The sequence below is a fragment of the Kitasatospora sp. NBC_00458 genome (assembly GCF_036013975.1).
In the GTDB taxonomy this organism is placed as follows: domain Bacteria; phylum Actinomycetota; class Actinomycetes; order Streptomycetales; family Streptomycetaceae; genus Kitasatospora.
Window position 1 is genome coordinate 3,853,889 of the sequence record NZ_CP107904.1, and the last position, 21,840, is coordinate 3,875,728.

Consider the following 21,840-nt stretch of genomic DNA (forward strand, 5'->3'; position numbering starts at 1 on the left):
GGGCGGGCCGACCCGGTAGCGGGTCGGCCCGGCCTCCGTCAGACCTCTTCGACGCTGCTCGGCTCGCGCCGGGACAGGTCGATGCCGAGCTCCTCGGCGGCGCGGAACACGTCCTCGTCGGAGTCCCGCATCTCGATGGACTGGCCGTCCGAGGACAGCACCTCCACGTTGAGGCAGAGCGACTGCATTTCCTTGATGAGCACCTTGAAGGACTCGGGAATGCCGGGCTCGGGGATGTTCTCGCCCTTGACGATGGCCTCGTAGACCTTCACGCGGCCGAGGACGTCGTCGGACTTGATGGTGAGGAGCTCCTGCAGCGCGTAGGCCGCGCCGTATGCCTCAAGGGCCCACACCTCCATCTCACCGAAGCGCTGACCACCGAACTGCGCCTTACCACCGAGCGGCTGCTGGGTGATCATCGAGTACGGGCCGGTCGAGCGGGCGTGGAGCTTGTCGTCGACCAGGTGGTGCAGCTTGAGGATGTACATGTAGCCGACCGAGACCGGCATCGGGAACGGCTCGCCGGAGCGGCCGTCGAACAGCCGGGCCTTGCCGGTGGAGTTCACCAGGCGCTCACCGTCACGGGTGAGGGTGGTGTTGTCCAGCAGGCCGGTGATCTCGTCCTCGCGGGCGCCGTCGAAGACCGGGGTGGCGAGGTTGGTGCCGCCCTGGACGGTGTCGGCGCCGATCGCCTGGAGGCGCTGGGCCCACTCGTCGGCGAGGCCGGAGACGTCCCAGCCCTGCTTGGCGAGCCACCCGAGGTGGATCTCCAGGACCTGTCCCGGGTTCATTCGGGACGGGACGCCCAGCGGGTTCAGGATGATGTCGACCGGGGTGCCGTCCTCCAGGAACGGCATGTCCTCGACCGGCAGGATCTTGGAGATGACGCCCTTGTTGCCGTGACGGCCGGCGAGCTTGTCACCGTTGGTGATCTTGCGCTTCTGGGCCACGTAGACGCGGACCAGCTGGTTGACGCCCGGGGGCAGCTCGTCGCCCTCTTCGCGGTCGAAGACGCGGACGCCGATGACCTTGCCGGACTCACCGTGCGGCACCTTCAGCGAGGTGTCGCGGACCTCGCGGGCCTTCTCACCGAAGATCGCGCGGAGCAGGCGCTCCTCCGGGGTCAGCTCGGTCTCGCCCTTCGGGGTGACCTTGCCGACCAGGATGTCGCCGGTGACGACGTCGGCGCCGATGCGGATGATGCCGCGCTCGTCGAGGTCGGCGAGGACCTCCTCGGAGACGTTCGGGATGTCCCGGGTGATCTCCTCGGGGCCGAGCTTGGTGTCACGGGCGTCGACCTCGTGCTCCTCGATGTGGATCGAGGAGAGGACGTCGTCCTGCACGAGGCGCTGCGACAGGATGATCGCGTCCTCGTAGTTGTGACCCTCCCACGACATGAACGCCACGAGCAGGTTCTTGCCGAGGGCCATCTCGCCCTCGTCGGTGCACGGGCCGTCGGCCAGCACCTGGTTGGCCTCGACCCGGGCGCCCTCGTCCACGAGCACCTTCTGGTTGAAGGCGGTGCCCTGGTTCGAGCGGGTGAACTTGGCGGCGCGGTACGTGGTGTACGTGCCGTCGTCGTTCGCCACGGTGACGTAGTCGGCCGAGACCTCCTGGACGACACCGGGCTTCTCGGCGGTGATGACGTCCGCGGCGTCGACGGCGCAGCGGTACTCCATGCCGGTGCCGACCAGCGGGGCCTCGCTCTTCAGCAGCGGCACCGCCTGGCGCATCATGTTCGAGCCCATGAGCGCGCGGTTGGCGTCGTCGTGCTCCAGGAACGGGATCATGGCGGTCGCGACCGACACCATCTGGCGCGGCGAGACGTCCATGTAGTCGATCTCGGTGCCGGGGATGTAGTCGATCTCGCCGCCGCGGCGGCGGACCAGGACACGCGGCTCCGCGAAGGTCAGCTCCGCCGTCAGCGGGGCGTTGGCCTGCGCGATGACGTAGCGGTCCTCCTCGTCGGCGGTGAGGTAGTCGACCTGCTCGGTGACGACACCGTCGATGACCTTGCGGTACGGGGTCTCGATGAAACCGAACGCGTTGACCCGGCCGTACGAGGCCAGCGACCCGATCAGACCGATGTTCGGGCCTTCGGGGGTCTCGATCGGACACATGCGGCCGTAGTGCGAGGGGTGCACGTCACGGACCTCGAAGCCGGCGCGCTCACGGGAGAGACCACCGGGACCGAGGGCGGACAGACGGCGCTTGTGGGTCAGGCCCGACAGCGGGTTCGTCTGGTCCATGAACTGCGACAGCTGGCTGGTGCCGAAGAACTCCTTGATGGAGGCGACGACCGGCCGGATGTTGATCAGGGTCTGCGGCGTGATCGCCTCGACGTCCTGGGTGGTCATGCGCTCGCGCACGACGCGCTCCATACGGGCGAGACCCGTACGGACCTGGTTCTGGATGAGCTCGCCCACGTTGCGCAGGCGGCGGTTGCCGAAGTGGTCGATGTCGTCGACCTCGACCACGATGTCGCGGCCGGTCTCGTCACTCCACTCGACCTCGCCGGCGTGCAGCTTCACCAGGTACTTGATCGCACCGATGATGTCGGGCTCGGTCAGCACGCCGGAGTCCAGCGACTCGGCGTTGCCGAGCTTGCGGTTCACCTTGTAGCGGCCGACCTTGGCGAGGTCGTAGCGCTTCGGGTTGAAGTACAGGTTCTCCAGCAGCGTCTGCGCGGCCTCGCGCGTCGGCGGCTCGCCCGGGCGCAGCTTGCGGTAGATGTCCAGCAGCGCGTCGTCCTGGCCCTGGGTGTGGTCCTTCTCCAGGGTGGCGCGCATCGACTCGTACTCGCCGAACTCTTCGAGAATCATCTCGTTGGTCCAGCCGAGCGCCTTGAGCAGAACGGTGACGGACTGCTTGCGCTTGCGGTCGATGCGGACGCCGACCATGTCGCGCTTGTCGATCTCCATCTCCAGCCAGGCACCACGCGAGGGGATGACCTTGCAGGAGTAGATGTCCTTGTCGGACACCTTGTCCAGGGTGGAGTCGAAGTACACACCCGGGGAGCGGACGAGCTGCGAGACGACGACACGCTCGGTGCCGTTGATCACGAACGTGCCCTTGTGGGTCATGAGCGGGAAATCGCCCATGAAGACCGTCTGAGACTTGATCTCACCGGTCTCGTTGTTGGTGAACTCGGCCGTGACGAAGAGCGGGGCCGCGAACGTGAAGTCGCGGTCCTTGCACTCGTCAATCGAGTTCTTCGGCGGCTCGAAACGGTGGTCGCGGAAGGTCAGCGACATCGACCCGCTGAAGTCCTCGATCGGCGAGATCTCCTCGAAGATCTCCTCCAGACCGGACTTCGTGGGGACGTCCTGACCACTCTCCAACGCCGCCTCGACCCGGGACTTCCAGGCCGCATTGCCGAGCAGCCAGTCAAAGCTCTCGGTCTGCAGGGCGAGGAGGTTGGGGACCTCGAGGGGCTCCTTGATCTTCGCGAACGAGACGCGGAGCGGGGCGGTGGATGCGGCGGAATTGTTCGAGGCGTTGCGCGGCGCGGCCAAGAGGGGGGTCCTTCCGAGGGCTCGGAGCTCACTACGCGCGTACCAGCCGGGCCTGCTTGGGCTTGGTCCCGCCTCCCTCGCCACTGGCCTCCGCCGGGAGTGAAACCCCAGGTCAGAGCCGCTTTGCGGAGGCGATGCCAGACCCCTTCAGGGCAACGCAAACTCCGGGCGACGAGTCACGGAGCAGCTAACAGGCAGCGCAAAGGGACAGTGTAGCCAATGGCGACACTGCTGTCCAGCTCTGATTCGGAGACCGAATCGGAGACTCCTCCCGGTAGCCGTCGGACGCGAACGCCCGACGGGTACTGCATCGGCCCGGACTCGCCGGGCCCACGACTCACGTGGAGTCACTTCCCGCCGGAGCCACTGGTTATGCATCCAGCGGCGGACCAACCGGGGCGGACTCGCGCCTTGAGAATCGCGCGCCCCGCCTGGTTCGTCAAGGGCCCGCCTCCGGCTGCGGACCTCGACCCGTTCATCGGCCCCGGCAGCCCCGGCGTTACAGAAGCCGTGGTGGGAGCCACAGGCGATGACAGCGATCACCATACCCGCCCGCACCGACAGTGCCGAGTGGACGTTCGGCCACTCCGGTGTACGGTCCGGCGGCCGGGCCTCCCGCGGGCCTGCGGGCGCACCCGGGGCCGGGAACGCGAAAAGGCCGGGCCGACCACCCGCAAGGGTGATCGGCCCGGCCTCCTGCCCCCTCAGAGGGGGCGGGGAGTCACTTGACGGTGACCTTGGCGCCGGCACCCTCAAGGGCGGCCTTGGCCTTCTCGGCAACGTCCTTGGCAACCTTCTCCAGGACCTTGGCACCAGCGGTGTCAACGAGGTCCTTGGCCTCCTTCAGGCCGAGGGAGGTCAGGGTGCGCACCTCCTTGATGACCTGGATCTTCTTGTCGCCGGCACCCTCAAGGATGACGTCGAACTCGTCCTGCTCCTCGACGGCCTCAGCGGTGGCGGTCGGACCGGCGATGCCGGCGACGGCGACCGGAGCGGCAGCGGTGACGTCGAACTTCTCCTCGAAGGCCTTCACGAAGGCAGCGAGCTCGATGAGGGTGAGCTCCTCGAACTGCGCGAGCAGCTCGTCCTGGGTCAGCTTCGCCATGATGGCGTCCTTCCACTAAATCGGCAGGTGGTGCCGGATGTACGGGTTGGGCGGGCACGGGCCCGCAGCGAGGCGTGAGCCTGCCGAACTACTCGGCGGCCTCGTCCTCGGCGGCGGGAGCCGGCGTACCGGCACCGCCCTGCTCGACCTTGTCGCGCAGCGCGTCCACAGTGCGGACGAGCTTCGACGGCAGGGCCTGGAAGAGCGCGGCAGCCTGGGACTGCTTGGCCTTCAGGGCACCCGCCAGCTTGGCGAGCAGCACCTCGCGGGACTCAAGGTCCGCGAGCTTCTTGATCTCGTCGGCGGTCAGCGCCTTACCGTCAAGGACACCGCCCTTGATGACGAGAGCGGGGTTCTCCTTGGCGAAGTCACGCAGAGCCTTCGCCGACTCCACCGGGTCACCGGTGACGAAGGCGACAGCCGTCGGACCGGCGAACAGGTCGTCGAGCTCAGTGATCCCGACCTCGTTGGCCGCGATCTTGGTCAGCGTGTTCTTCACCACGGCGTACTGGGCGTTCTCACCCAGCGAGCGACGCAGGGTCTTGACCTGCTTCACCGTGAGACCGCGGTACTCGGTCAGCACCGCCGCGTTCGAGCCACGGAAAAGCTCCGTGATCTCGGCGACGGCAGCAGCCTTGTCGGGCCTAGCCATAGGCTTACGCCTCCTTCCGTGATGTCGAAGTCCGGCCGACCGCGAAAGTCGACCATTCGGCCGTGGACCACTGGACGGAAGGAACCCTGCGGAAAATGCAGATGAGCCCCGGTGCGCAGGCGCACGGGGCTCAGTTCGACCTCGACGGACGCGGGCACGAGGCACGCGGACCCGGAAGTCCAAGCTCCAAACAATCCTGCGCGGGCCGCCTGCGCGTGAAGCGCAGGTCCTTCGGTCACGCACCCCCTTGCGGGAGTACGGCGACAACCAGCGGTCTTTGGCTTCCGACACAGTAGCCGGACGCCGCCGTCAGGGGCAAATCGCCCACCTGCCCGAAGCCCCGCGCGGGCGCGGCCCCCGCCGGGCGGGCCCGCCCGGGGTCTCAGCGGGCCAGCGGCGAGGTGCTCCGGGTGCCCGTGTCCAGGGTGTCCGCCTCGGCCGGCGCCTGCACCGAGAGCGCCCCGCCCTGGTCGGTGTAGAGCACCGAGTCGTCCACCCGGCCGCTGTCGCCCGTCCCGGTCCGCTGCAGCCGGACCAGCTGGTCCTTGTCGTTCAGCCAGAGGTCCAGGGTGAGCGAGGCCGAGCCGCCGGGCGCGAGCGCGGCCTGCAGGCCGTCCCGGCGGGCCTGGCCGAGCTGGGTCTGGGCCGCCGCGTAGCGCGCCGCGTCGGTGACGGCCCGGTAGTGCTCGACCGTGCCGTCCTCGAACTTCTCCTCGCCGACGTACTGCGCGGTGACCCCGTCGGCGGTCGCGGCGGCCAGTGCCACCACCGGGTTGAGCAGGTCGATCAGTCCCGCGTACGGGATCTCCCGGTGCCCGTCCGGGCCGGGGGCCCCGGCGAACCGCTCCCAGTGCCGGCCGCCCAGCCGGGCCGCGGTGGCGGCGTCCCCGCCCTGGTAGGCGACGGTGTCCACGACGATCAGCTGCTCGGCCTCGGCCGGGGTGGACCGCTTGACCTGGAGCGCCGTCTTCGGCTGCCAGAACAGCGGGCCCGAGCCGGCGTCGGCCCCCAGCCGGTAGCTCACCTTGGCCCGGCGGGCGGTCTGCATGGCCAGTTGCGCGGAGAGCAGCACCCCGTGCGGCGAGCGGTCGGTCGGCTTGGCCGGCCAGGTCGGCGAGGCGCTGCTCGGGGTCGGCGTCGCGGCGCCGGAGGCGGTCGGCTTCGGCTCCGGGCCGTCGGACGCCGAGCACCCGGTCAGGCCGCCCGCCAGCACCGCGACGGCCACCACCGCCGCCAGCCGCTGCCGCACCGCCATCCCCGCCTCCCCTTCGCACCGGTTCCCGCCGGACGACCCCGTTCACCGGGCCGCCCGCACCCCGCCACCTTGCCACCCGGCACCGGCGCGTCCGGCGGCGCCCCCCTGCGGCGCGGCGTCAGCCGACCGGGACGGCGGCGGGCGACGCCTCCGCGGTCGGGGACGGTTCCACCGCCGGGGACGGTTCCGCGGCCGGCTCGGCGGCCTCGGCGACCTCCGTCGTGGTCACCACCGCGCCGGCGGCGCCCTGGACCGTGGACCGTACCCGAAGCAGCCGGTCCCCCGGCGCCACCCAGAAGTCGTAGCCGATGCCGGTGACCCCCCGCTGCCGGTAGTAGCCGAGCACCTCGGCCAGCCGCTCGGGGCTCAGCCCCTGCTCGGCGGCGAAGAAGTCCTCCACCGGCGCGGTGCCCCGGTAGTGGGCCACCGTCCCGCCGTTCAGCTGCTCGCCGCCGAGCGAGGTGAGCTTGCCGGCCAGCGCCATCGCGTGCGCCTGGCCGCCGGGGTTGGAGACCAGCCCGGTCATCCAGCCGCCGGCCCAGCCGACCGGTCCGGCGGCGGGCGCGCGCGGGTCCAGCGACTCCGCCTGGGCCCGCTCGGCCCGCTTCGGCGCCGCTCCCGGGTAGCCCAGGTCCAGGACGCCGTCCCGGCCGCGCAGCAAGCCGGTGCCCAGCTCGTCGGTGACGGTCAGCTCGGCCGTGTCGTGCGCGCCCCAGGAGACCGTGCCGGTCGCGCTCCGCCGCCCGGCCGGCCCCTCCTCGACCACCTGGACCTGCGCACCGCCGACGTCGTCCAGCCGCTGGGCGGCGGACAGCAGCACCTCCCGCGGCGGCCGGACGGTGGGCCGGCCGCTGTCCGGGGTGCGCTCCCCCGAGACGGCCAGCACGCTGCACGCGGTGAGTCCGGCGGCGAGGAGGAGGAGGAGGGCCGCCCCCTTGGCGGCGGGGCGAGGGGCGGACGGCACGGCACACTCCGGCGGTCGGACGGGGGCGGCCCCGGTCGGGGCGCGTGATCGGTCCGGGCGAGCGTACGACGGCCTGCGCGGCGGTTCCCCCCTGCGGGGGTCTCGATCGGGAAACGACGGCGGGCCCGCACCCCCCGGCGAAGGGGGTGCGGGCCCGCCGTACGGACTGCGGCTGCGATCAGAGCGCGGCCGGGTCCTCCTCGACGAGGAGGTTCCGGGTGCGGTTCGGGTCCACGAGGATGCCGGGGCCGATCGTGGTGGAGACCGCGGTCTTCTTGATGTAGCGGCCCTTGGCGGCGGACGGCTTGGCGCGGAGCACCTCGTCCAGCGCGGCGGCGTAGTTCTCGACCAGCTGCTCGTCGGTGAAGGAGACCTTACCGATGATGAAGTGCAGGTTCGAGTGCTTGTCGACGCGGAACTCGATCTTGCCGCCCTTGATCTCGTTCACGGCCTTGGCCACGTCCGGGGTCACGGTGCCGGTCTTCGGGTTCGGCATCAGGCCACGGGGACCGAGCACGCGGCCGAGGCGGCCGACCTTGCCCATGAGGTCCGGGGTGGCGACGACGGCGTCGAAGTCGAGGCGGCCCTTGGCGACCTCGTCGATGAGCTCGTCGGAACCGACGATGTCGGCGCCCGCAGCACGCGCGGCCTCGGCACGCTCGCCGGTCGCGAAGACCAGGACCCGAGCGGTCTTACCGGTGCCGTGCGGGAGGATCACGGTGCTGCGGACCATCTGGTCGGCCTTGCGCGGGTCGACGCCCAGACGCATGGCGACCTCGACGGTGCCGTCGAACTTGGTGGTGCTGGTCGCCTTGGCGAGGCGGATGGCCTCAAGGGGGGCGTAGAGGCGCTCGCGGTCGACCTGAGCGTCCGCGGCCTTCAGAGCCTTGCTGCGCTTCACTGCTGCTCCTGAATGGGGATTGGAGTCGTGGTATGCACGGGCCGCGCAGGCCCTACCACATGGACGAGAAGGGTGATCAGCCCTCGACCGTGATGCCCATCGACCGGGCGGTGCCGGCGATGATCTTGGACGCGGCGTCCAGGTCGTTGGCGTTCAGGTCGGGGAGCTTGACCGTGGCGATCTCGCGGACCTGGGCGGCCGTGAGCTTGGCGACCTTGGTCTTGTGCGGCTCGGCGGAGCCCTTGTCGACACCCGCAGCCTTCAGGATGAGGCGCGCGGCCGGCGGCGTCTTCGTGATGAAGGTGAAGGAGCGGTCGTCGTAGACCGTGATCTCCACCGGCACGATCATGCCGCGCTGCGACTCGGTCGCAGCGTTGTAGGCCTTGCAGAACTCCATGATGTTGACGCCGTGCTGGCCCAGCGCGGGGCCGACCGGCGGCGCCGGGTTGGCCGCACCGGCGTTGATCTGGAGCTTGATGAGCCCCGTGACCTTCTTCTTCTTGGGAGGCATGTCTCTCCGGGTCCTTCCGAGAGGTGATTGCTGGTGCGTGCGGAACCGGGGCGACACCCAGTCGCCAGCACACACATCGGACCAGGCTAACGCGTCTGCGCCGCTGGACCAAAACGGATCCGGGGCAGGGCCCTCGGCCCTGCCCCGGATCCGAAGACCGTGGGACTAGTTCTTCTGGATCTGGTCGAAGGAGAGCTCGACCGGGGTCTCCCGGCCGAAGATCTCCACCAGGCCCTTGACCTTCTTCGAGTCGGGGTTGATCTCGTTGATGGTCGCCTGCAGGGTGGCGAACGGACCGTCGGTGACGGTGACCGAGTCGCCGACCTCGAAGTCGAGCACCTGGATCTCGCTGGGCTTGACCGGGGAGGGCTTGCCGGCCTCCTTGGCCGCCTGGCGCTCGACGTCCGGGGCGAGCATCTTGACGACCTCGTCCAGCGTCAGCGGGTACGGGTCGTAGGCGTTGCCGACGAAGCCGGTGACGCCGGGGGTGTTGCGGACGACGCCCCAGGACTCCGGGGTGAGGTCCATGCGCACCAGGACGTAGCCGGGGAGCTTGTTCTGGCGGATCGTCTTGCGGTCGCCGTTCTTGATCTGGACGACCTCTTCCTGCGGCACCTCGGCCTGGAAGATGTACTCCTCGACGTTGAGCGAGACGGCGCGCTGCTCCAGGTTCTGCTTCACCCGGTTCTCGTAGCCGGCGTAGGTGTGGATCACGTACCACTCGCCCGGCATGAACCGCAGGTCCTCGCGGAACTTGGCGACCGGGTCGACCTCGACGGCCTCCTCGGCCTCGGCCTCGGTCTCATCCTCGGTCTCGGCGGCGTCCTCGTCCTCGGCGGCGGCCTCGGTCTCCTCGTCGGACTCCTCGTCGGACTCCTCGTGCAGCGCGGCCTCCTCGGCCGGCACACCGGCCTCGGCCTCGTCGTGGGCCTCGACCTCGTCCTCGTCGCTGTCCGCGGCGTCCACGATCTGCTCGGCGTCCTCGACGTCGCCGGCCAGGTCGTCAGCCAGCTCGGCCGCGTCCGGCTCGGCGGCGACATCCGCCTCGCGGACGGTCTCGTCGGCGTCGTACAGGGGGGACTCAGACACGGTGGCTGCTTCTTTCCTGGAGATGGTGAAGGTGGCGCGCTCCGTGGCGGTCCCGGCGCCGCTCCGCTCTCGCGGGCGCCGGAAGTTCGCCTCGGAGACTTCAACAGTACCGAGTCAACGGTAGCGGCCCCGTACCTCCGACGCAGACAGCTCGACCCGGGCCGAGGACCGGCCCGGGTCGGGAAGCTGTTTCAAAGGTGCGGCGGCCCTGTCAGCCGAAGATCCAGAGCGCCAGCTTGGAGAATCCGTAGTCGAGCCCGGAGACGAAGGCCATCACGACCACCACGAACACGACCACGACGGTGGTGTAGTTGACGAGCTGGCTGCGGGTGGGCCAGACGACCTTGCGCAGCTCGGCGATGATCTGGCGGTAGAACAGCGCGAGGCGGGCGAAGGGGCCCTTCTTGCCGCGCTTGCCGGACTTCTTCTCGCCAGAGCGCTTGCGGCGCGACTCGCCCTCGGCGGGCGTGGTCTCGGCAGCGCCGTCGGCCCCCTCGGGGTTGCCGCTCTCAGGCGTTGCGGTGGAGCCCGTGGTCTCCGTCACTCGTCCTCACCTGAATCCGGGTCCTGCCGAGCATCACCTGCGTACCCGGGTGGGGCACGAGCGGCCGGCTAAAGCGGTGCTGTTCGGTGCCCTCTCCGCATCAAGCCCGCTCGCTCTTTGGAGCGAACGGGCTGATTACGGATCAAGCAGCAGGGCAAGAGGGACTTGAACCCCCAACCGCCGGTTTTGGAGACCGGTGCTCTACCAATTGAGCTATTGCCCTACGGAGCTTTTCGGCTCCAGTAGCGACCACCAACCTACCGTATCTCCCGCCGCTGTAGGTACAGGTGGCGAGGGCTCCGGTCCGTTCGGTGTCCGTCGAGCAGTGAGTGTACGTGGTCGGGGGGTGTTTGGTCGAACCTCTTCTTTCCGGGCCGCCATGTGGACGGCCCCGTACATATCGTGAAACCGCCATGCCCGCGCCGTATGTCGTCTGCGACCATGCAGGCATGAGCGCTTCCACCCCGCAGCCCGACAGTTCCGTCCGTCCCGCCGACCGGCGCGTCTCCGCCCGGATCGGGGCGATCGCCGAGTCCGCCACCCTCGCCGTGGACGCCAAGGCCAAGGCCCTCAAGGCGGCCGGTCGCCCGGTGATCGGCTTCGGCGCCGGCGAGCCGGACTTCCCGACCCCGGACTACATCGTCGAGACGGCCGTCGAGGCCTGCCGCGACCCGAAGAACCACCGCTACACCCCGGCCGGCGGCCTGCCGGAGCTCAAGGAGGCGATCGCCGCCAAGACGCTGCGCGACTCCGGCTACCGGGTGGACGCCTCCCAGGTGCTCGTGACCAACGGCGGCAAGCAGGCGATCTACGAGGCGTTCGCGGCGATCCTGGACCCGGGCGACGAGGTCATCGTCCCGGCCCCGTACTGGACCACCTACCCGGAGTCGATCCAGCTGGCCGGCGGCGTGCCGGTGGAGGTCGTGACCGACGAGACCACCGGCTACAAGGTCTCGGTCGAGCAGCTGGAGGCCGCCCGCACCGAGAACACCAAGGTGGTGCTGTTCGTCTCGCCGTCCAACCCGACCGGCGCGGTGTACACCCGGGCCGAGGCCGAGGCGATCGGCCGCTGGGCGCTGGAGCACGGCCTCTGGGTGCTCACCGACGAGATCTACGAGCACCTCGTCTACGGCGACGCGGAGTTCACCTCGCTGCCGGCCCTCCTCCCCGAGCTGGCCGACAAGACCATCGTGGTCAACGGCGTGGCCAAGACCTACGCGATGACCGGCTGGCGGGTGGGCTGGCTGATCGGCCCCAAGGACGTCGTCAAGGCCGCGACCAACCTGCAGTCGCACGCCACCTCGAACGTCTCCAACGTCGCGCAGCGGGCCGCGATCGCCGCCGTCTCCGGCGACCTCTCCGCCGTGCACGAGATGCGCACCGCCTTCGACCGCCGCCGCCGCACCATCGTGCGGATGCTCAACGAGATCGACGGCGTGGTCTGCCCCGAGCCCGAGGGCGCCTTCTACGTCTACCCGTCCGTCAAGGGCCTGCTGGGCAAGGAGATCCGCGGCAAGCGCCCGCAGACCTCCGCCGAGCTGGCCACCCTGATCCTGGACGAGGCCGAGGTCGCGGTCGTCCCCGGCGAGGCCTTCGGCACCCCGGGCTACCTGCGCTTCTCCTACGCGCTGGGCGACGCCGACCTGGCCGAGGGCGTCGGCCGGATCCAGAAGCTGCTCGCCGAGGCCCGCGACTGACGGCGCGGACTCCCCGGACCGCCCCCTTTTCACCCCTTCGGGGGATGTGAAGGGGGCGGTTCCCGTCCGGGCCTCCGGTACGGCAGGATTCGTGAATGGAACGCCTGCTGAACCCGCGAGACGTCAGGGACCTGCCCAAGGCCCACCTGCACCTGCACTTCACCGGCTCGATGCGCCCGGCCACCCTGCTGGAACTGGCCGACAGGCACGGCGTCCGGCTGCCGGAGGCGCTCAGCTCCGGCGAGCCGCCACGGCTCCGGGCCACCGACGAACGCGGCTGGTTCCGCTTCCAGCGCCTCTACGACACGGCCCGCTCGGTGCTCCGGGACGAGGACGACATCCGCCGGCTGGTCCTGGAGACCGCCGAGGACGAGCGGCGGGACGGCTCGCGCTGGCTGGAGATCCAGGTCGACCCGACCTCCTACGCCCCCCGGCTCGGCGGTCTGATCCCCGCCCTGGAACTGATCCTCGACGCCGTCGAGCAGGCCGCCTCGGCCACCGGGGTCGGCATCCGGGTCCTGGTCGCGGCCAACCGGATGAAGTCCCCGATGGACGCCCGGACGCTGGCCCGGCTCGCGGTCCGGTACGCCGACCGGGGCGTGGTGGGCTTCGGCCTCTCCAACGACGAGCGGCGCGGCCTGGCCCGCGACTTCGACCGGGCCTTCGACATCGCCCGCAGGGGCGGGCTGCTGGCCGCCCCGCACGGCGGCGAGCTGGCCGGACCGGAGTCGGTCCGGGACTGCCTGGACGACCTGGGCGCCGGCCGGATCGGCCACGGCGTCCGGGCCGCCGAGGACGAGCGGCTGATGCAGCGGCTGGCCGACCGCCAGGTCACCTGCGAGGTCTGCCCGTCCTCCAACGTCTCGCTCGGCGTCTACGAGCGCCCCGAGGACGTCCCGCTGCGGCGGCTGTTCGACGCCGGGGTGCCGCTGGCCCTGGGCGCCGACGACCCGCTGCTGTTCGGCAGCCGGCTGGCCGACCAGTACGGCCTGGCCCGCGACGTGCTGGGCTTCTCCGACCCCGAGCTGGCCGAGCTGGCCCGCCAGTCGGTGCGCGGCTCGTGCGCGCCGGAGAGCGTGCGGAAGGAACTGCTCGCGGACGTCGACGCCTGGCTGGCGGGCTGAGCCCGGGCCGCCGCCGGACGCGTGCGGGACGCGTCCGGCCCCGTCCTACAGCGTGACGCCGACCATCACCGGCTCGTTCACCAGCTCCACCCCGAAGGCGTCCCGCACGCCGTCCCGGATCTCCCGGGCCAGCGCCAGCAGGTCCTCGGTGGTGGCGGCGCCCCGGTTGGTGAGCGCCAGGGTGTGCTTGGTGGAGAGGGTCGCCGGGCCGCTGCCGTAGCCCTTGCCGAACCCGGCCCGGTCGATCAGCCAGGCGGCCGAGGTCTTGGTGCGGCCGTCCGGCGCCGGGTAGGCGGGGGCGGTCAGCTCGCGCCCGGCGGCCAGCGCCAGGAACGCGGCGTACTGCTCGGGGTCCAGCACCGGGTTGGTGAAGAAGGAGCCGGCCGACCAGGTGTCGTGGTCCGCCGGGTCCAGGACCATGCCCTTGCCGGCGCGCAGGCCCAGCACCGCCTCGTACGCCTCGCGCAGCCCGACCCGCTCGTCCTGCGCCACCCCGAAGTGCTTGGCGACCTCGGCGTACCGGACGGGGGTGGAGCGCCCGCCGGCGTCCTCCAGCGCGAAGCGGACCCGCAGCACGACGTAGCGGTCCGGCTCGGCCTTGAAGCGGCTGTGCCGGTAGGAGAAGTGGCACTCGGCGCCGGTGAGGGTGACCACCCCGTCGGCCCGGCGGTCGTAGGCCACCACCTCGGTGACCGTCTGCGCCACCTCCTGGCCGTACGCGCCGACGTTCTGCACCGGGGTGGCGCCGGCCGAGCCGGGGATGCCGGCCAGGAACTCGATGCCGGCCAGGCCGTGCTCCAGCACGGTCCGGCGCACCGCGTCGGCCCAGACCTCGCCGGCGGCCAGCTCCAGCACGGCGCCGTCCAGCGTGAAACCGGTGGTGGCGATCCGCAGCACCGTGCCGGCGAAGCCCGCGTCGCCGATCACCAGGTTGGAGCCGCCGCCGAGGACCAGCAGCGGCTCGCCGGCCGCGTCGGCCGCGCGGACGGCGGCGACCACCTCGTCGTCGGTGTGCGCGGTCACCAGTCGGCGGGCCGGGCCGCCGAGCCGCAGGGTGGTCAGCGGGGCGAGGGGGGCGTCGAGTTCTTCCAGCACGCCCCCCAGCGTACGGGTCCCCCCGTACCCGCCCCGCCGTTCGGGCCGCGCTCCCCGGCCCGCCGCCGCGGGCTCAGACCAGCCGGACGACGGCCCTCGACATGCCCAGTACCTTCTGGCCGCCGTAGGTCGCCACCAGGTCGACCTGGACCCTGCGGTCGTCCAGCAGCTTGGCGACCTTGCCGGTGACCTCGATCACGGAACCGACCCCGTCGTTGGGCACCGGCACCGGACGGGTGAAGCGGACCCCGTACTCGACCACCGCGGCCGGGTCGCCGACCCAGTCGGTGACCACCCGGATCGCCTCGGCCATGGTGAACATGCCGTGCGCGATGACGTCGGGCAGGCCGACCTCCAGGGCGAACTTCTCGTTCCAGTGGATCGGGTTGAAGTCGCCGGAGGCGCCGGCGTACTGCACCAGGGTGGCGCGGGTCACCGGGAAGGACTGCGCGGGCAGCTCGGTGCCGGCCTCGACCTCGTCGTAGCTGATCGCCATCGGGCTCACTCCCCCGTCTTCTCGTCGGCGGCCCGGGCCACCAGGGTCATGACCGACGTCACCACGTGCTCGCCGGTCTCGTCCGACACCTCGCCGCGCACGGTGAGCACGTCGTTCCCGGCCAGCGACTTGATGTTGTCGATGACCACCGCCACGGTCAGCCGGTCACCGGCCCGCACCGGGCGGGTGTAGACGAACTTCTGGTCGCCGTGCACCACCCGGCTGTAGTCCAGGCCCAGCTCCGGGTCCTGGACCACCTGGGCGGCGGCCCGGAAGGTGAGCATGAACGGGAAGGTCGGCGGGGCGATCACGTCCGGATGGCCCAGTGCCTTGGCGGCGTCCTGGTCGCTGTACGCCGGATTGGCGTCGCCCACCGCGGCGGCGAACTCGCGGATCTTCTCCCGGCCGACCTCGTACGGCTCGGTGGGCGGGTAGGTCCGCCCGATGAAGGAGGGGTCGAGTGCCACGGGCAACTCCTCGGAAGCGCGTTGGATGACGAAAAAACTCCGGACCGCAACCCAGTGAGGGATGCGGCCCGGAGTCGTAGACCTGGTTCACACAGGCCCGTCGCCCTACGAATAGGGTCAGCGGGTCTCGCGGTGCGCAGTGTGCGAGTTGCAGCGGGGGCAGTGCTTCTTCATCTCAAGACGGTCCGGGTCGTTACGCCGGTTCTTCTTGGTGATGTAGTTCCGCTCCTTGCACTCCACGCAGGCCAGCGTGATCTTCGGGCGGACATCGGTGGCAGCCACGGGAGTGCCTTCCTTGGACAATGAATAAGAACACAGACAAGAGTAGCCGACCGGGAGTGCGATCTCCCGACCGACTACGCGGGGTAGCGGTGACCGGACTTGAACCGGTGACACAGCGATTATGAGCCGCTTGCTCTACCAACTGAGCTACACCGCCACGGTGATCCTGAGCACAGCCTAGGCCGACTCACTCTCACCAGAGCCCCCATGCGGAATCGAACCGCAGACCTTCTCCTTACCATGGAGACGCTCTACCGACTGAGCTATAGGGGCGAACGAGGAAGAGATTACACGTTCCGCGCCCAGAGGTGAAATCCGTATCGCGCGGCGAAGTCCGCAGGTCGACGGCCTGCACTGGCGAGCGATCGAAGGCAGGGCGTTCGACCGGCCCCGGCGGAGGGCGGCCCGACCCGATACGACTTTTGCCCGCCTCCCCGCGCCCCGCCCCCGCCCGCCGTAGGCTCGTCGCTCATTGATCGGAACCGGGCCCGGGGCCGTGGACAGCGGCCCGGGCCAGCACAAAAAGGAGCCGGGCGATGGACAGCGCAGCCGCCGACGGGCCGCACCCCGGACCCGGCCCGGCGGCCAACCCGCTCGGGCACGGCCCCGTCCTGCTCCTCACCGACGCCCGGCTGGCCGACGGCCGGGTGGTGGACGTACGGATCAGCGGCGACCGGATCCAGGCCGTCGGCACCTCCGGCGGACTCGGCCCGCTGCCGGCCCTGCCCGGCGCCCCCACCGTCACCACCGGCGCCCGGATCGACCTCCGCGGCTACCTGCTGCTGCCGGCCCCGGCCGAGGCGCACGCCCACTACGACGTCGCCTTCTCCGCCGCGCTGCCCGCCCCGCCCCCCGAGACCCCCGCCGACCTCACCCGGCGGGTCACCGAGGCCGCGCTCACCTCACTCGGCTACGGCGCCACCGCCCAGCGCACCCACGTCCGGATCGGCGACGTGCACGGGCTGCGCCGGCTGGAGGCGGTGCTCACCGCCCGTCAGGCCCTGCGCGGACTCGCCGAACTGCAGGCCGTCGCCATGCCCCGGCTGCTCACCGGCCGGGCCGGCGCGGACGGCCGGGCCCAGCTGCGGGACGCCCTCAAGCTGGGCGCCACCGCGGCCGGCGGCTGCCCCGAGCTGGACCCGGACCCGGCGGGCTTCGTCCAGGTGCTCCTGGAGGCCGCCCGGGAGGCGGACTGCCCGGTCGATCTGCACACCACGGCCGCCGACCCGGTCCAGCTGGCCCGGCTGGCCGGGGTGCTCGGGCCGCTGCGGCCCCGGGTGGTGCTGGGACCGTGCGGATCGCTGGCGAAGGGCGCCTCGGCGGTCCTGGCCAGCAGCGGGGTCCGGGTGGTCTGCCTGCCGCAGAACAGCGGCTGCTCCGGGCTGGAGGGCCGGTCGGACGGACTGCGGCCGGCGGTGCTGCGCGAGCTGGTGGAGGCCCGGGTGCCGCTGGTGGCGGGCAGCGGCTCGCTGCGGGACGGGGCCAACCCGGTCGGGCGGGCCGATCCGCTGGAGGCCGCTTACCTGCTCGCGGCGGGCGGGGCGCTGAGCCCGGAGGCGGCGTACGACGCGGTGTCCAACCAGGCGCGGGCGGCCCTCGGGCTGCCGCCGGTGCGGGTGGACGCCGGGTTCCCGGCCGAACTGCTGGCGGTCCGCGGCGACAGTCTGGCCGGGGCGCTGGCGGGCGGGCACAGCCGGCTGGTGGTGCACAGCGGACGGGTGGTCAGCCGGACGAGTGCCGTCCGGGAGTTCGCCGACACGGTGGCGCTGGCGCTGCCCCGGCAGTCCGGCAGCCCGGGCGGCGGGTGACCGCCGGGCTCCCGGCGTGCCCCCGGCCCGGCCGGGTGGGCGTTCGCGCGGGACGGGGCCTTCCCTGGCCCGGACAGGTGGCAGGGGCGCACGGTGTCGTCCGCACGCCCCCTCCCCCACACTGGCCGCCGAGGCGGCGGAGCGGCCCCAGGCATCCCCCACGGAGCGGGGCCGCTTCCTCACCGCCGACGCTACGCCCGCGGACGGCCCCCACCGGGCGCCCTTGACGCCCCGTTGGCGCCCCGGGGCCCGCTCCTGACGGATCGTTGACGCCGCCCGCACGCGGCCCGGGGCTCAGGGCTCGTACCGGTACCCGATGCCGGGCTCGGTGATCAGGTGGCGCGGGCGGGCCGGGTCGCGCTCCAGCTTGCGGCGCAGCCCGGCCAGGTAGACCCGCAGGTAGTTGCCGTGCTGCTCCTGGGCCGGGCCCCAGACCTCGCGCAGGATCTGCCGTCCGGGCACCAGCCGGCCCGGGCTGGCCAGCAGCAGCGCGAGGATCCGCCACTCGGTCGGGGTGAGCCGGACCGGTCCGTCCGGGCCGGTGACGGTGGTGGCGGCGAGGTCCACCGCGTGGTCGCCGACGACCACCGGCGCGGGGGCCGGCGGACCGGCCGGCGGGCGGCGCAGCACCGCGCGCAGCCGGGCCAGCAGCTCCTCCATCAGGAACGGCTTGGTCAGGTAGTCGTCGGCGCCGGCGTCCAGCGCGCCCACCTTGTCCGCGGCGCCGGAGCGGCCGGAGAGCACGATGATCGGCACCGCGCTGCGGCTGCGCAGGCCGCGGAGGACCTCCATGCCGTCCAGGTCGGGCAGGCCGAGGTCGAGCAGGACGGCGTCGGGGGCGGTGCGGGCGGCGCGGTCCAGCGCCTCGCCGCCGGTGGCGGCGGTCCGGACGGCGTACTGCCGGGCGCTCAGGTTGATCCGCAGGGTCCGCAGCAGGGCGGGCTCGTCGTCGACGATCAGGATCTCGCTCATCCGAGGGCCTCCCCCGGGTGCGGCTCCGCCTGCGGTCCGTCCGGGTCCGGGCCACGGCCGCCGGGGCCGGCGGCGGGCAGGGTGAGCAGCATGGTGGTGCCGCCGCCGGGGGTGTCCTCGACCTCCAGGCTGCCGCCCATCGCCTCGGCGAGGCCGCGGGAGAGCGCGAGGCCGAGGCCGACCCCGGTGGTGTTGTCGGTGTCGCCGAGGCGCTGGAACGGCAGGAAGACCCGGTCGCGCTCCTCGGGGGCGATGCCGGGGCCGCGGTCGATGACGCGGATCTCCACCCGGTCGGCGGACGTCCCCCCGGCCGAGGGCCGGGGGAGGTGGCTGGCGGTGACCAGGACCGGCGCGCCGGGCGCGTTGTGCCGCAGCGCGTTGGTGATCACGTTGGCGAGGACGCGCTCCAGCAGCGGCGGGTCGGCCAGGACCGGTGGCGCCGTCTCCAGGCCGAGCGGCCGGACGGGCGCGTACGGGTCGGGCAGCGAGTCGAGGGCGCGCGGCAGGATCTCGTCGAGGTGGGTCTCGGCCAGGTCGAGGGTGAGGGCGCCGGCCTGGAGGCGGCTCATGTCGAGCAGGTTGTCGACCAGCCGGTTGAGCTTGACCAGGGACTCGTCGGCGGTGGCCAGCAGTTCGGCCCGGTCCTCGGGCGAGAACTCGACGTCCGGGCTGCGCAGCGAGCCGACCGAGGCGAGGGCGGCGGCGAGCGGGGTGCGCAGGTCGTGGCTGACGGCGGCGAGCAGGGCGGTGCGCATCCGGTCGGCGGCCTTGATCGGTTCGACCTCGGCGGCGACCACGGCGAGCCGGTCGCGTTCCAGGGCCGCGGCGACGTGAGCGGCGAAGGCGGTGAGGACGCGGTGGTCGGCGGCGGGCAGCCGGCGTCCGGTGAGGACGAGGACGGCGTCGGCACCGACCGGGACCTCGGTGGACTCGGCGGGCCGTCCCGGTTCGGGTTCGCCCTCGCCGCAGGCGGCCAGTACCTCGCCCCCGGTGCGCCCCAGCAGGGCGACGGCGTGCATGCCGAAGGCCGTGCGGGACTTCTCCAGCAGGGCGGGCAGCGCGTCGGCGCCGCGCAGCACGCTGCCGGCGAGGGTGGAGAGCGTCTCGGCCTCGGCGGTGGCCCGGGCGGCGCGGGCGGTGAGCCGGCCCGCGTGGTCGACCACGGTGGAGACGGTCAGCGCGACGGCGGCGAAGACGCCCAGCGCGATGATGTTGTTGGTCTCGCCGATGGTGAAGGCGTGGACGGGCGGGATGAAGAAGTAGTTGAGCAGCAGCGAGGCGACCACCGAGGCGAGCAGCGCGGAGGTCGCTCCGCCGAGCAGCGCCACCACGACCACGCCGAGCTGGAAGATCAGCGCGTCGGTGGTGAGGTTGACGGTGTCGTGGGACTGCGAGAGCCCGGCGGTGATCAGCCACGGCACCACCAGCCCGGCGAGGTAGCCGGCCACGGTGCGGCGCCTGGAGTGGCGGCGGCCGAGCGAGGGCAGCCGGCCGCGGCCGGTGAACTCGTGGGTGACCATGTGGACGTCGATGTCCTCGGAGGCGTCCACGGTGGTCTCGCCGATGCCCGGTCCGGTGAGGAAGCGAGTGATCCGGCCGCGTCGGCTGGTGCCGAGGACCAGCTGGGTGGCGTCGTGGGCGCGGGCGAAGGCGAGCAGCGCGGTCGGGATGTCGTCGCCGACTACCACGTGGTAGCTGCCGCCGAGCGCCTCGACCAGCTGCCGCTGCTGGGCGAGCGCGCCGGAGGAGGCTCCGGCCAGGCCGTCGCTGCGGGTGACGTGGACGGCGAGGAGGTCGCCGCCGGCGGTGCGGTCGGCGATCCGGGCGGCGCGGCGGACCAGCGTCTCGCCCTCGGGGCCGCCGGTGAGGGCGACCACGACGCGCTCCCTGGCCTCCCAGACCCGGTCGATGTCGTGGCTGGCCCGGTAGTCGCGCAGCCCCTCGTCGACCCGGCCGGCCACCCAGAGCAGGGCGAGTTCGCGCAGGGCGGTGAGGTTGCCGACCCGGAAGTAGTTGGAGAGCGCGGCGTCCACCTTCTCCGCCCTGTAGACGTTGCCGTGGGCCATCCGCCGGCGCAGCGCCTGCGGGGCCATGTCGACGAGTTCGATCTGGTCGGCGCGGCGGACCACCTCGTCCGGGACGGTCTCGCGCTGCGGGATGCCGGTGATCTTGCGGACCACGTCGTTCAGCGATTCCAGGTGCTGGATGTTGACGGTGGTGATGACGTCGATCCCGGCGTCCAGCAGCTCCTCGACGTCCTGCCAGCGCTTGGCGTGCCGGCCGCCGGGGACGTTGGTGTGGGCCAGTTCGTCGACCAGGACGACGGCCGGGCCGCGGGCGAGCACGCCGTCGAGGTCCATCTCCTCGAACTCCGCGTCCCGGTAGGAGCGGCGGGCCCGCGGGAGGACCTCCAGGCCGGCGGTCATGGACTCGGTGTGCCGGCGGCCGTGGCACTCGATGTAGCCGACCGCCACGTCCGCGCCGCGGTCCTGTCTGCGCCGCGCCTCGTCCAGCATCCGGTAGGTCTTGCCGACGCCGGGGGCGGAGCCGAGGTAGACCCTCAGCCGGCCCCGGCGGTGGCCGGTGCCGGGGGTGAGGTCGCGGACCATGGGCGATGCTCTTTCGTCTGGGGGCCGATCGGGGTGCACGGACGCGGGCGACCGGCCCGGGTGCGGGAGAGGTCTCTCCCGCACCCGGGCCGGTCCGGTCATCCGGCGGGCCGACGTGGTGTCACTTCTGCTCGCCGATCGCCCTGTTGAGCAGGACGACGTTCACGCCCGGCTGTCCGAGGAAGCCCAGTGCGCGGCCTTCGGTGTACTTCTCGACGAGCTTGCCGAGCTGTTCGGGCGAGACGTCGCCGCGGGCCCTGGCGACCCGGGCGACCTGCTGCTTCGCGTAGGCCACCGAGATGTGCGGGTCGAGTCCGGAGCCGGAGGCGGTGACCGCGTCCACCGGGACGCTCGCCGGGTCGACGCCGTCGAACGCCGCGACGGCCTTGCGGCGCTCCTCGACCGTCGCGGTGAGGTCCTCGCTGTCGGGGCCCAGGTTGGAGGCGCCGGAGGCCTTCGGGTCGTAGGCGCCGGGCCGGGGCTGGAACCACTTGGGGTCGGGGAGCGCGACCTCGTCCGGGTCGTCCGGGTTCTGCTTGGGGAGGCTGAAGTTCTGGCCGAGCAGGCTGGAACCGGCCTCCTTGCCGTCGACCTTCACGATCGAGCCGTCGGCCTTGTCGGTGAAGGCGGCCTGGGCGATGCCGGTGACCAGCAGCGGGTAGGCGACGCCGAGGATCACCGTCAGGACCAGCAGGGCCCGCAGCGCGGTGAGGTGGGTGCGCACGAGGGTGGGCAGGGGCTTGGACATGGCTGG

At 72.0% G+C, this 21,840-nt stretch carries 19 protein-coding genes and 3 tRNA genes; 3 read left to right on the plus strand and 19 right to left on the minus strand.

What is annotated here, in order from left to right:
* Positions 1–38 precede the first annotated feature (38 nt).
* The 10 genes from rpoB to OG550_RS15635 form a co-directional block, all read right to left on the minus strand.
* Positions 39–3,515: a DNA-directed RNA polymerase subunit beta gene (rpoB, locus tag OG550_RS15590; RefSeq protein WP_327677947.1), complete on the minus strand. Its 3,477-nt coding sequence runs from the start codon at positions 3,513–3,515 to the stop codon at positions 39–41.
* Between the two features lie 721 nt (positions 3,516–4,236).
* Complete coding sequence (rplL, locus tag OG550_RS15595) at positions 4,237–4,620, minus strand: 50S ribosomal protein L7/L12 (protein WP_327677950.1); 384 nt, start codon at positions 4,618–4,620, stop codon at positions 4,237–4,239.
* A gap of 88 nt (positions 4,621–4,708) precedes the next feature.
* A complete protein-coding gene (gene rplJ, locus OG550_RS15600; protein WP_327677952.1) occupies positions 4,709–5,272 on the minus strand; it encodes a 50S ribosomal protein L10 in 564 nt (187 codons plus the stop codon).
* 382 nt (positions 5,273–5,654) lie between these two features.
* On the minus strand, positions 5,655–6,527 hold the full coding sequence (locus tag OG550_RS15605) for a hypothetical protein (RefSeq protein ID WP_327677953.1): 873 nt from the start codon (positions 6,525–6,527) through the stop codon (positions 5,655–5,657).
* A gap of 118 nt (positions 6,528–6,645) precedes the next feature.
* Positions 6,646–7,491, minus strand: coding sequence for a hypothetical protein (locus tag OG550_RS15610; RefSeq protein WP_327677955.1), 846 nt, complete (start codon positions 7,489–7,491; stop codon positions 6,646–6,648).
* A 178-nt stretch (positions 7,492–7,669) separates the two neighbouring features.
* Positions 7,670–8,392, minus strand: coding sequence for a 50S ribosomal protein L1 (gene rplA, locus OG550_RS15615; protein ID WP_327677957.1), 723 nt, complete (start codon positions 8,390–8,392; stop codon positions 7,670–7,672).
* A gap of 76 nt (positions 8,393–8,468) precedes the next feature.
* A complete protein-coding gene (rplK, locus tag OG550_RS15620) occupies positions 8,469–8,903 on the minus strand; it encodes a 50S ribosomal protein L11 (RefSeq protein ID WP_148644356.1) in 435 nt (144 codons plus the stop codon).
* Positions 8,904–9,068: 165 nt separating this feature from the next.
* Positions 9,069–9,992, minus strand: coding sequence for a transcription termination/antitermination protein NusG (gene nusG, locus OG550_RS15625; RefSeq protein WP_442906003.1), 924 nt, complete (start codon positions 9,990–9,992; stop codon positions 9,069–9,071).
* 211 nt (positions 9,993–10,203) lie between these two features.
* The gene (secE, locus tag OG550_RS15630; RefSeq protein ID WP_327677959.1) at positions 10,204–10,536 is read right to left on the minus strand and encodes a preprotein translocase subunit SecE; all 333 of its coding nucleotides are present in this window, start codon (positions 10,534–10,536) and stop codon (positions 10,204–10,206) included.
* 150 nt (positions 10,537–10,686) lie between these two features.
* A tRNA-Trp gene (locus OG550_RS15635) sits at positions 10,687–10,759 on the minus strand.
* Between the two features lie 226 nt (positions 10,760–10,985).
* Between OG550_RS15635 and OG550_RS15640 the strand changes: the two genes are divergently transcribed.
* Together OG550_RS15640 and OG550_RS15645 are read left to right on the plus strand one after the other, a co-directional pair.
* Positions 10,986–12,233, plus strand: coding sequence for a pyridoxal phosphate-dependent aminotransferase (locus OG550_RS15640; protein WP_327677961.1), 1,248 nt, complete (start codon positions 10,986–10,988; stop codon positions 12,231–12,233).
* 95 nt (positions 12,234–12,328) lie between these two features.
* Positions 12,329–13,357: an adenosine deaminase gene (locus OG550_RS15645; protein WP_327677963.1), complete on the plus strand. Its 1,029-nt coding sequence runs from the start codon at positions 12,329–12,331 to the stop codon at positions 13,355–13,357.
* 45 nt (positions 13,358–13,402) lie between these two features.
* On the opposite strand, the gene OG550_RS15650 is transcribed toward OG550_RS15645, so the two are convergent.
* From OG550_RS15650 to OG550_RS15675, 6 genes are all read right to left on the minus strand, one after another.
* Positions 13,403–14,449 (minus strand): UDP-N-acetylmuramate dehydrogenase, encoded by a 1,047-nt coding sequence (locus OG550_RS15650; protein ID WP_327683907.1) that lies wholly within the window; start codon positions 14,447–14,449, stop codon positions 13,403–13,405.
* Positions 14,450–14,525: 76 nt separating this feature from the next.
* On the minus strand, positions 14,526–14,948 hold the full coding sequence (locus OG550_RS15655) for a MaoC family dehydratase (protein WP_327677965.1): 423 nt from the start codon (positions 14,946–14,948) through the stop codon (positions 14,526–14,528).
* A 5-nt stretch (positions 14,949–14,953) separates the two neighbouring features.
* Positions 14,954–15,415 (minus strand): MaoC family dehydratase N-terminal domain-containing protein, encoded by a 462-nt coding sequence (locus OG550_RS15660; RefSeq protein ID WP_327677967.1) that lies wholly within the window; start codon positions 15,413–15,415, stop codon positions 14,954–14,956.
* A gap of 117 nt (positions 15,416–15,532) precedes the next feature.
* Complete coding sequence (gene rpmG / locus OG550_RS15665; protein ID WP_006604855.1) at positions 15,533–15,697, minus strand: 50S ribosomal protein L33; 165 nt, start codon at positions 15,695–15,697, stop codon at positions 15,533–15,535.
* Between the two features lie 84 nt (positions 15,698–15,781).
* Positions 15,782–15,854, minus strand: a tRNA-Met gene (locus OG550_RS15670).
* Between the two features lie 43 nt (positions 15,855–15,897).
* Positions 15,898–15,970 (minus strand) — tRNA-Thr (locus OG550_RS15675).
* A 263-nt stretch (positions 15,971–16,233) separates the two neighbouring features.
* Between OG550_RS15675 and OG550_RS15680 the strand changes: the two genes are divergently transcribed.
* Positions 16,234–17,505, plus strand: a complete 1,272-nt coding sequence (locus OG550_RS15680; RefSeq protein WP_327677969.1) for a hydrolase — start codon at positions 16,234–16,236, stop codon at positions 17,503–17,505.
* Between the two features lie 294 nt (positions 17,506–17,799).
* Here OG550_RS15680 and OG550_RS15685 read toward each other — a convergent pair whose 3' ends face one another.
* The 3 genes from OG550_RS15685 to kdpC all read right to left on the minus strand — a co-directional run bounded on the left by OG550_RS15685 (position 17,800) and on the right by kdpC (position 21,834).
* A complete protein-coding gene (locus tag OG550_RS15685; RefSeq protein WP_327677970.1) occupies positions 17,800–18,477 on the minus strand; it encodes a response regulator in 678 nt (225 codons plus the stop codon).
* Complete coding sequence (locus tag OG550_RS15690; protein WP_327677972.1) at positions 18,474–21,086, minus strand: sensor histidine kinase KdpD; 2,613 nt, start codon at positions 21,084–21,086, stop codon at positions 18,474–18,476. The genes OG550_RS15685 and OG550_RS15690 overlap by 4 nt, the downstream gene beginning before the upstream one ends.
* Positions 21,087–21,207: 121 nt before the next feature.
* The gene (gene kdpC, locus OG550_RS15695; protein WP_327677974.1) at positions 21,208–21,834 is read right to left on the minus strand and encodes a K(+)-transporting ATPase subunit C; all 627 of its coding nucleotides are present in this window, start codon (positions 21,832–21,834) and stop codon (positions 21,208–21,210) included.
* Positions 21,835–21,840 lie beyond the last annotated feature (6 nt).

Excerpts from the sequence above, each read along its gene's own strand:
- rplL (WP_327677950.1), bottom strand. The coding sequence starts at position 4,620 with ATGGCGAAGCTGACCCAGGACGAGCTGCTCGCGCAGTTCGAGGAGCTC.
- rplJ (WP_327677952.1), bottom strand. The coding sequence starts at position 5,272 with ATGGCTAGGCCCGACAAGGCTGCTGCCGTCGCCGAGATCACGGAGCTT.
- OG550_RS15605 (WP_327677953.1), bottom strand. The coding sequence starts at position 6,527 with ATGGCGGTGCGGCAGCGGCTGGCGGCGGTGGTGGCCGTCGCGGTGCTG.
- rplK (WP_148644356.1), bottom strand. The coding sequence starts at position 8,903 with ATGCCTCCCAAGAAGAAGAAGGTCACGGGGCTCATCAAGCTCCAGATC.
- OG550_RS15640 (WP_327677961.1), top strand. The coding sequence starts at position 10,986 with ATGAGCGCTTCCACCCCGCAGCCCGACAGTTCCGTCCGTCCCGCCGAC.
- OG550_RS15645 (WP_327677963.1), top strand. The coding sequence starts at position 12,329 with ATGGAACGCCTGCTGAACCCGCGAGACGTCAGGGACCTGCCCAAGGCC.
- OG550_RS15655 (WP_327677965.1), bottom strand. The coding sequence starts at position 14,948 with ATGGCGATCAGCTACGACGAGGTCGAGGCCGGCACCGAGCTGCCCGCG.
- OG550_RS15680 (WP_327677969.1), top strand. The coding sequence starts at position 16,234 with ATGGACAGCGCAGCCGCCGACGGGCCGCACCCCGGACCCGGCCCGGCG.
- OG550_RS15685 (WP_327677970.1), bottom strand. The coding sequence starts at position 18,477 with ATGAGCGAGATCCTGATCGTCGACGACGAGCCCGCCCTGCTGCGGACC.
- OG550_RS15690 (WP_327677972.1), bottom strand. The coding sequence starts at position 21,086 with ATGGTCCGCGACCTCACCCCCGGCACCGGCCACCGCCGGGGCCGGCTG.
- kdpC (WP_327677974.1), bottom strand. The coding sequence starts at position 21,834 with ATGTCCAAGCCCCTGCCCACCCTCGTGCGCACCCACCTCACCGCGCTG.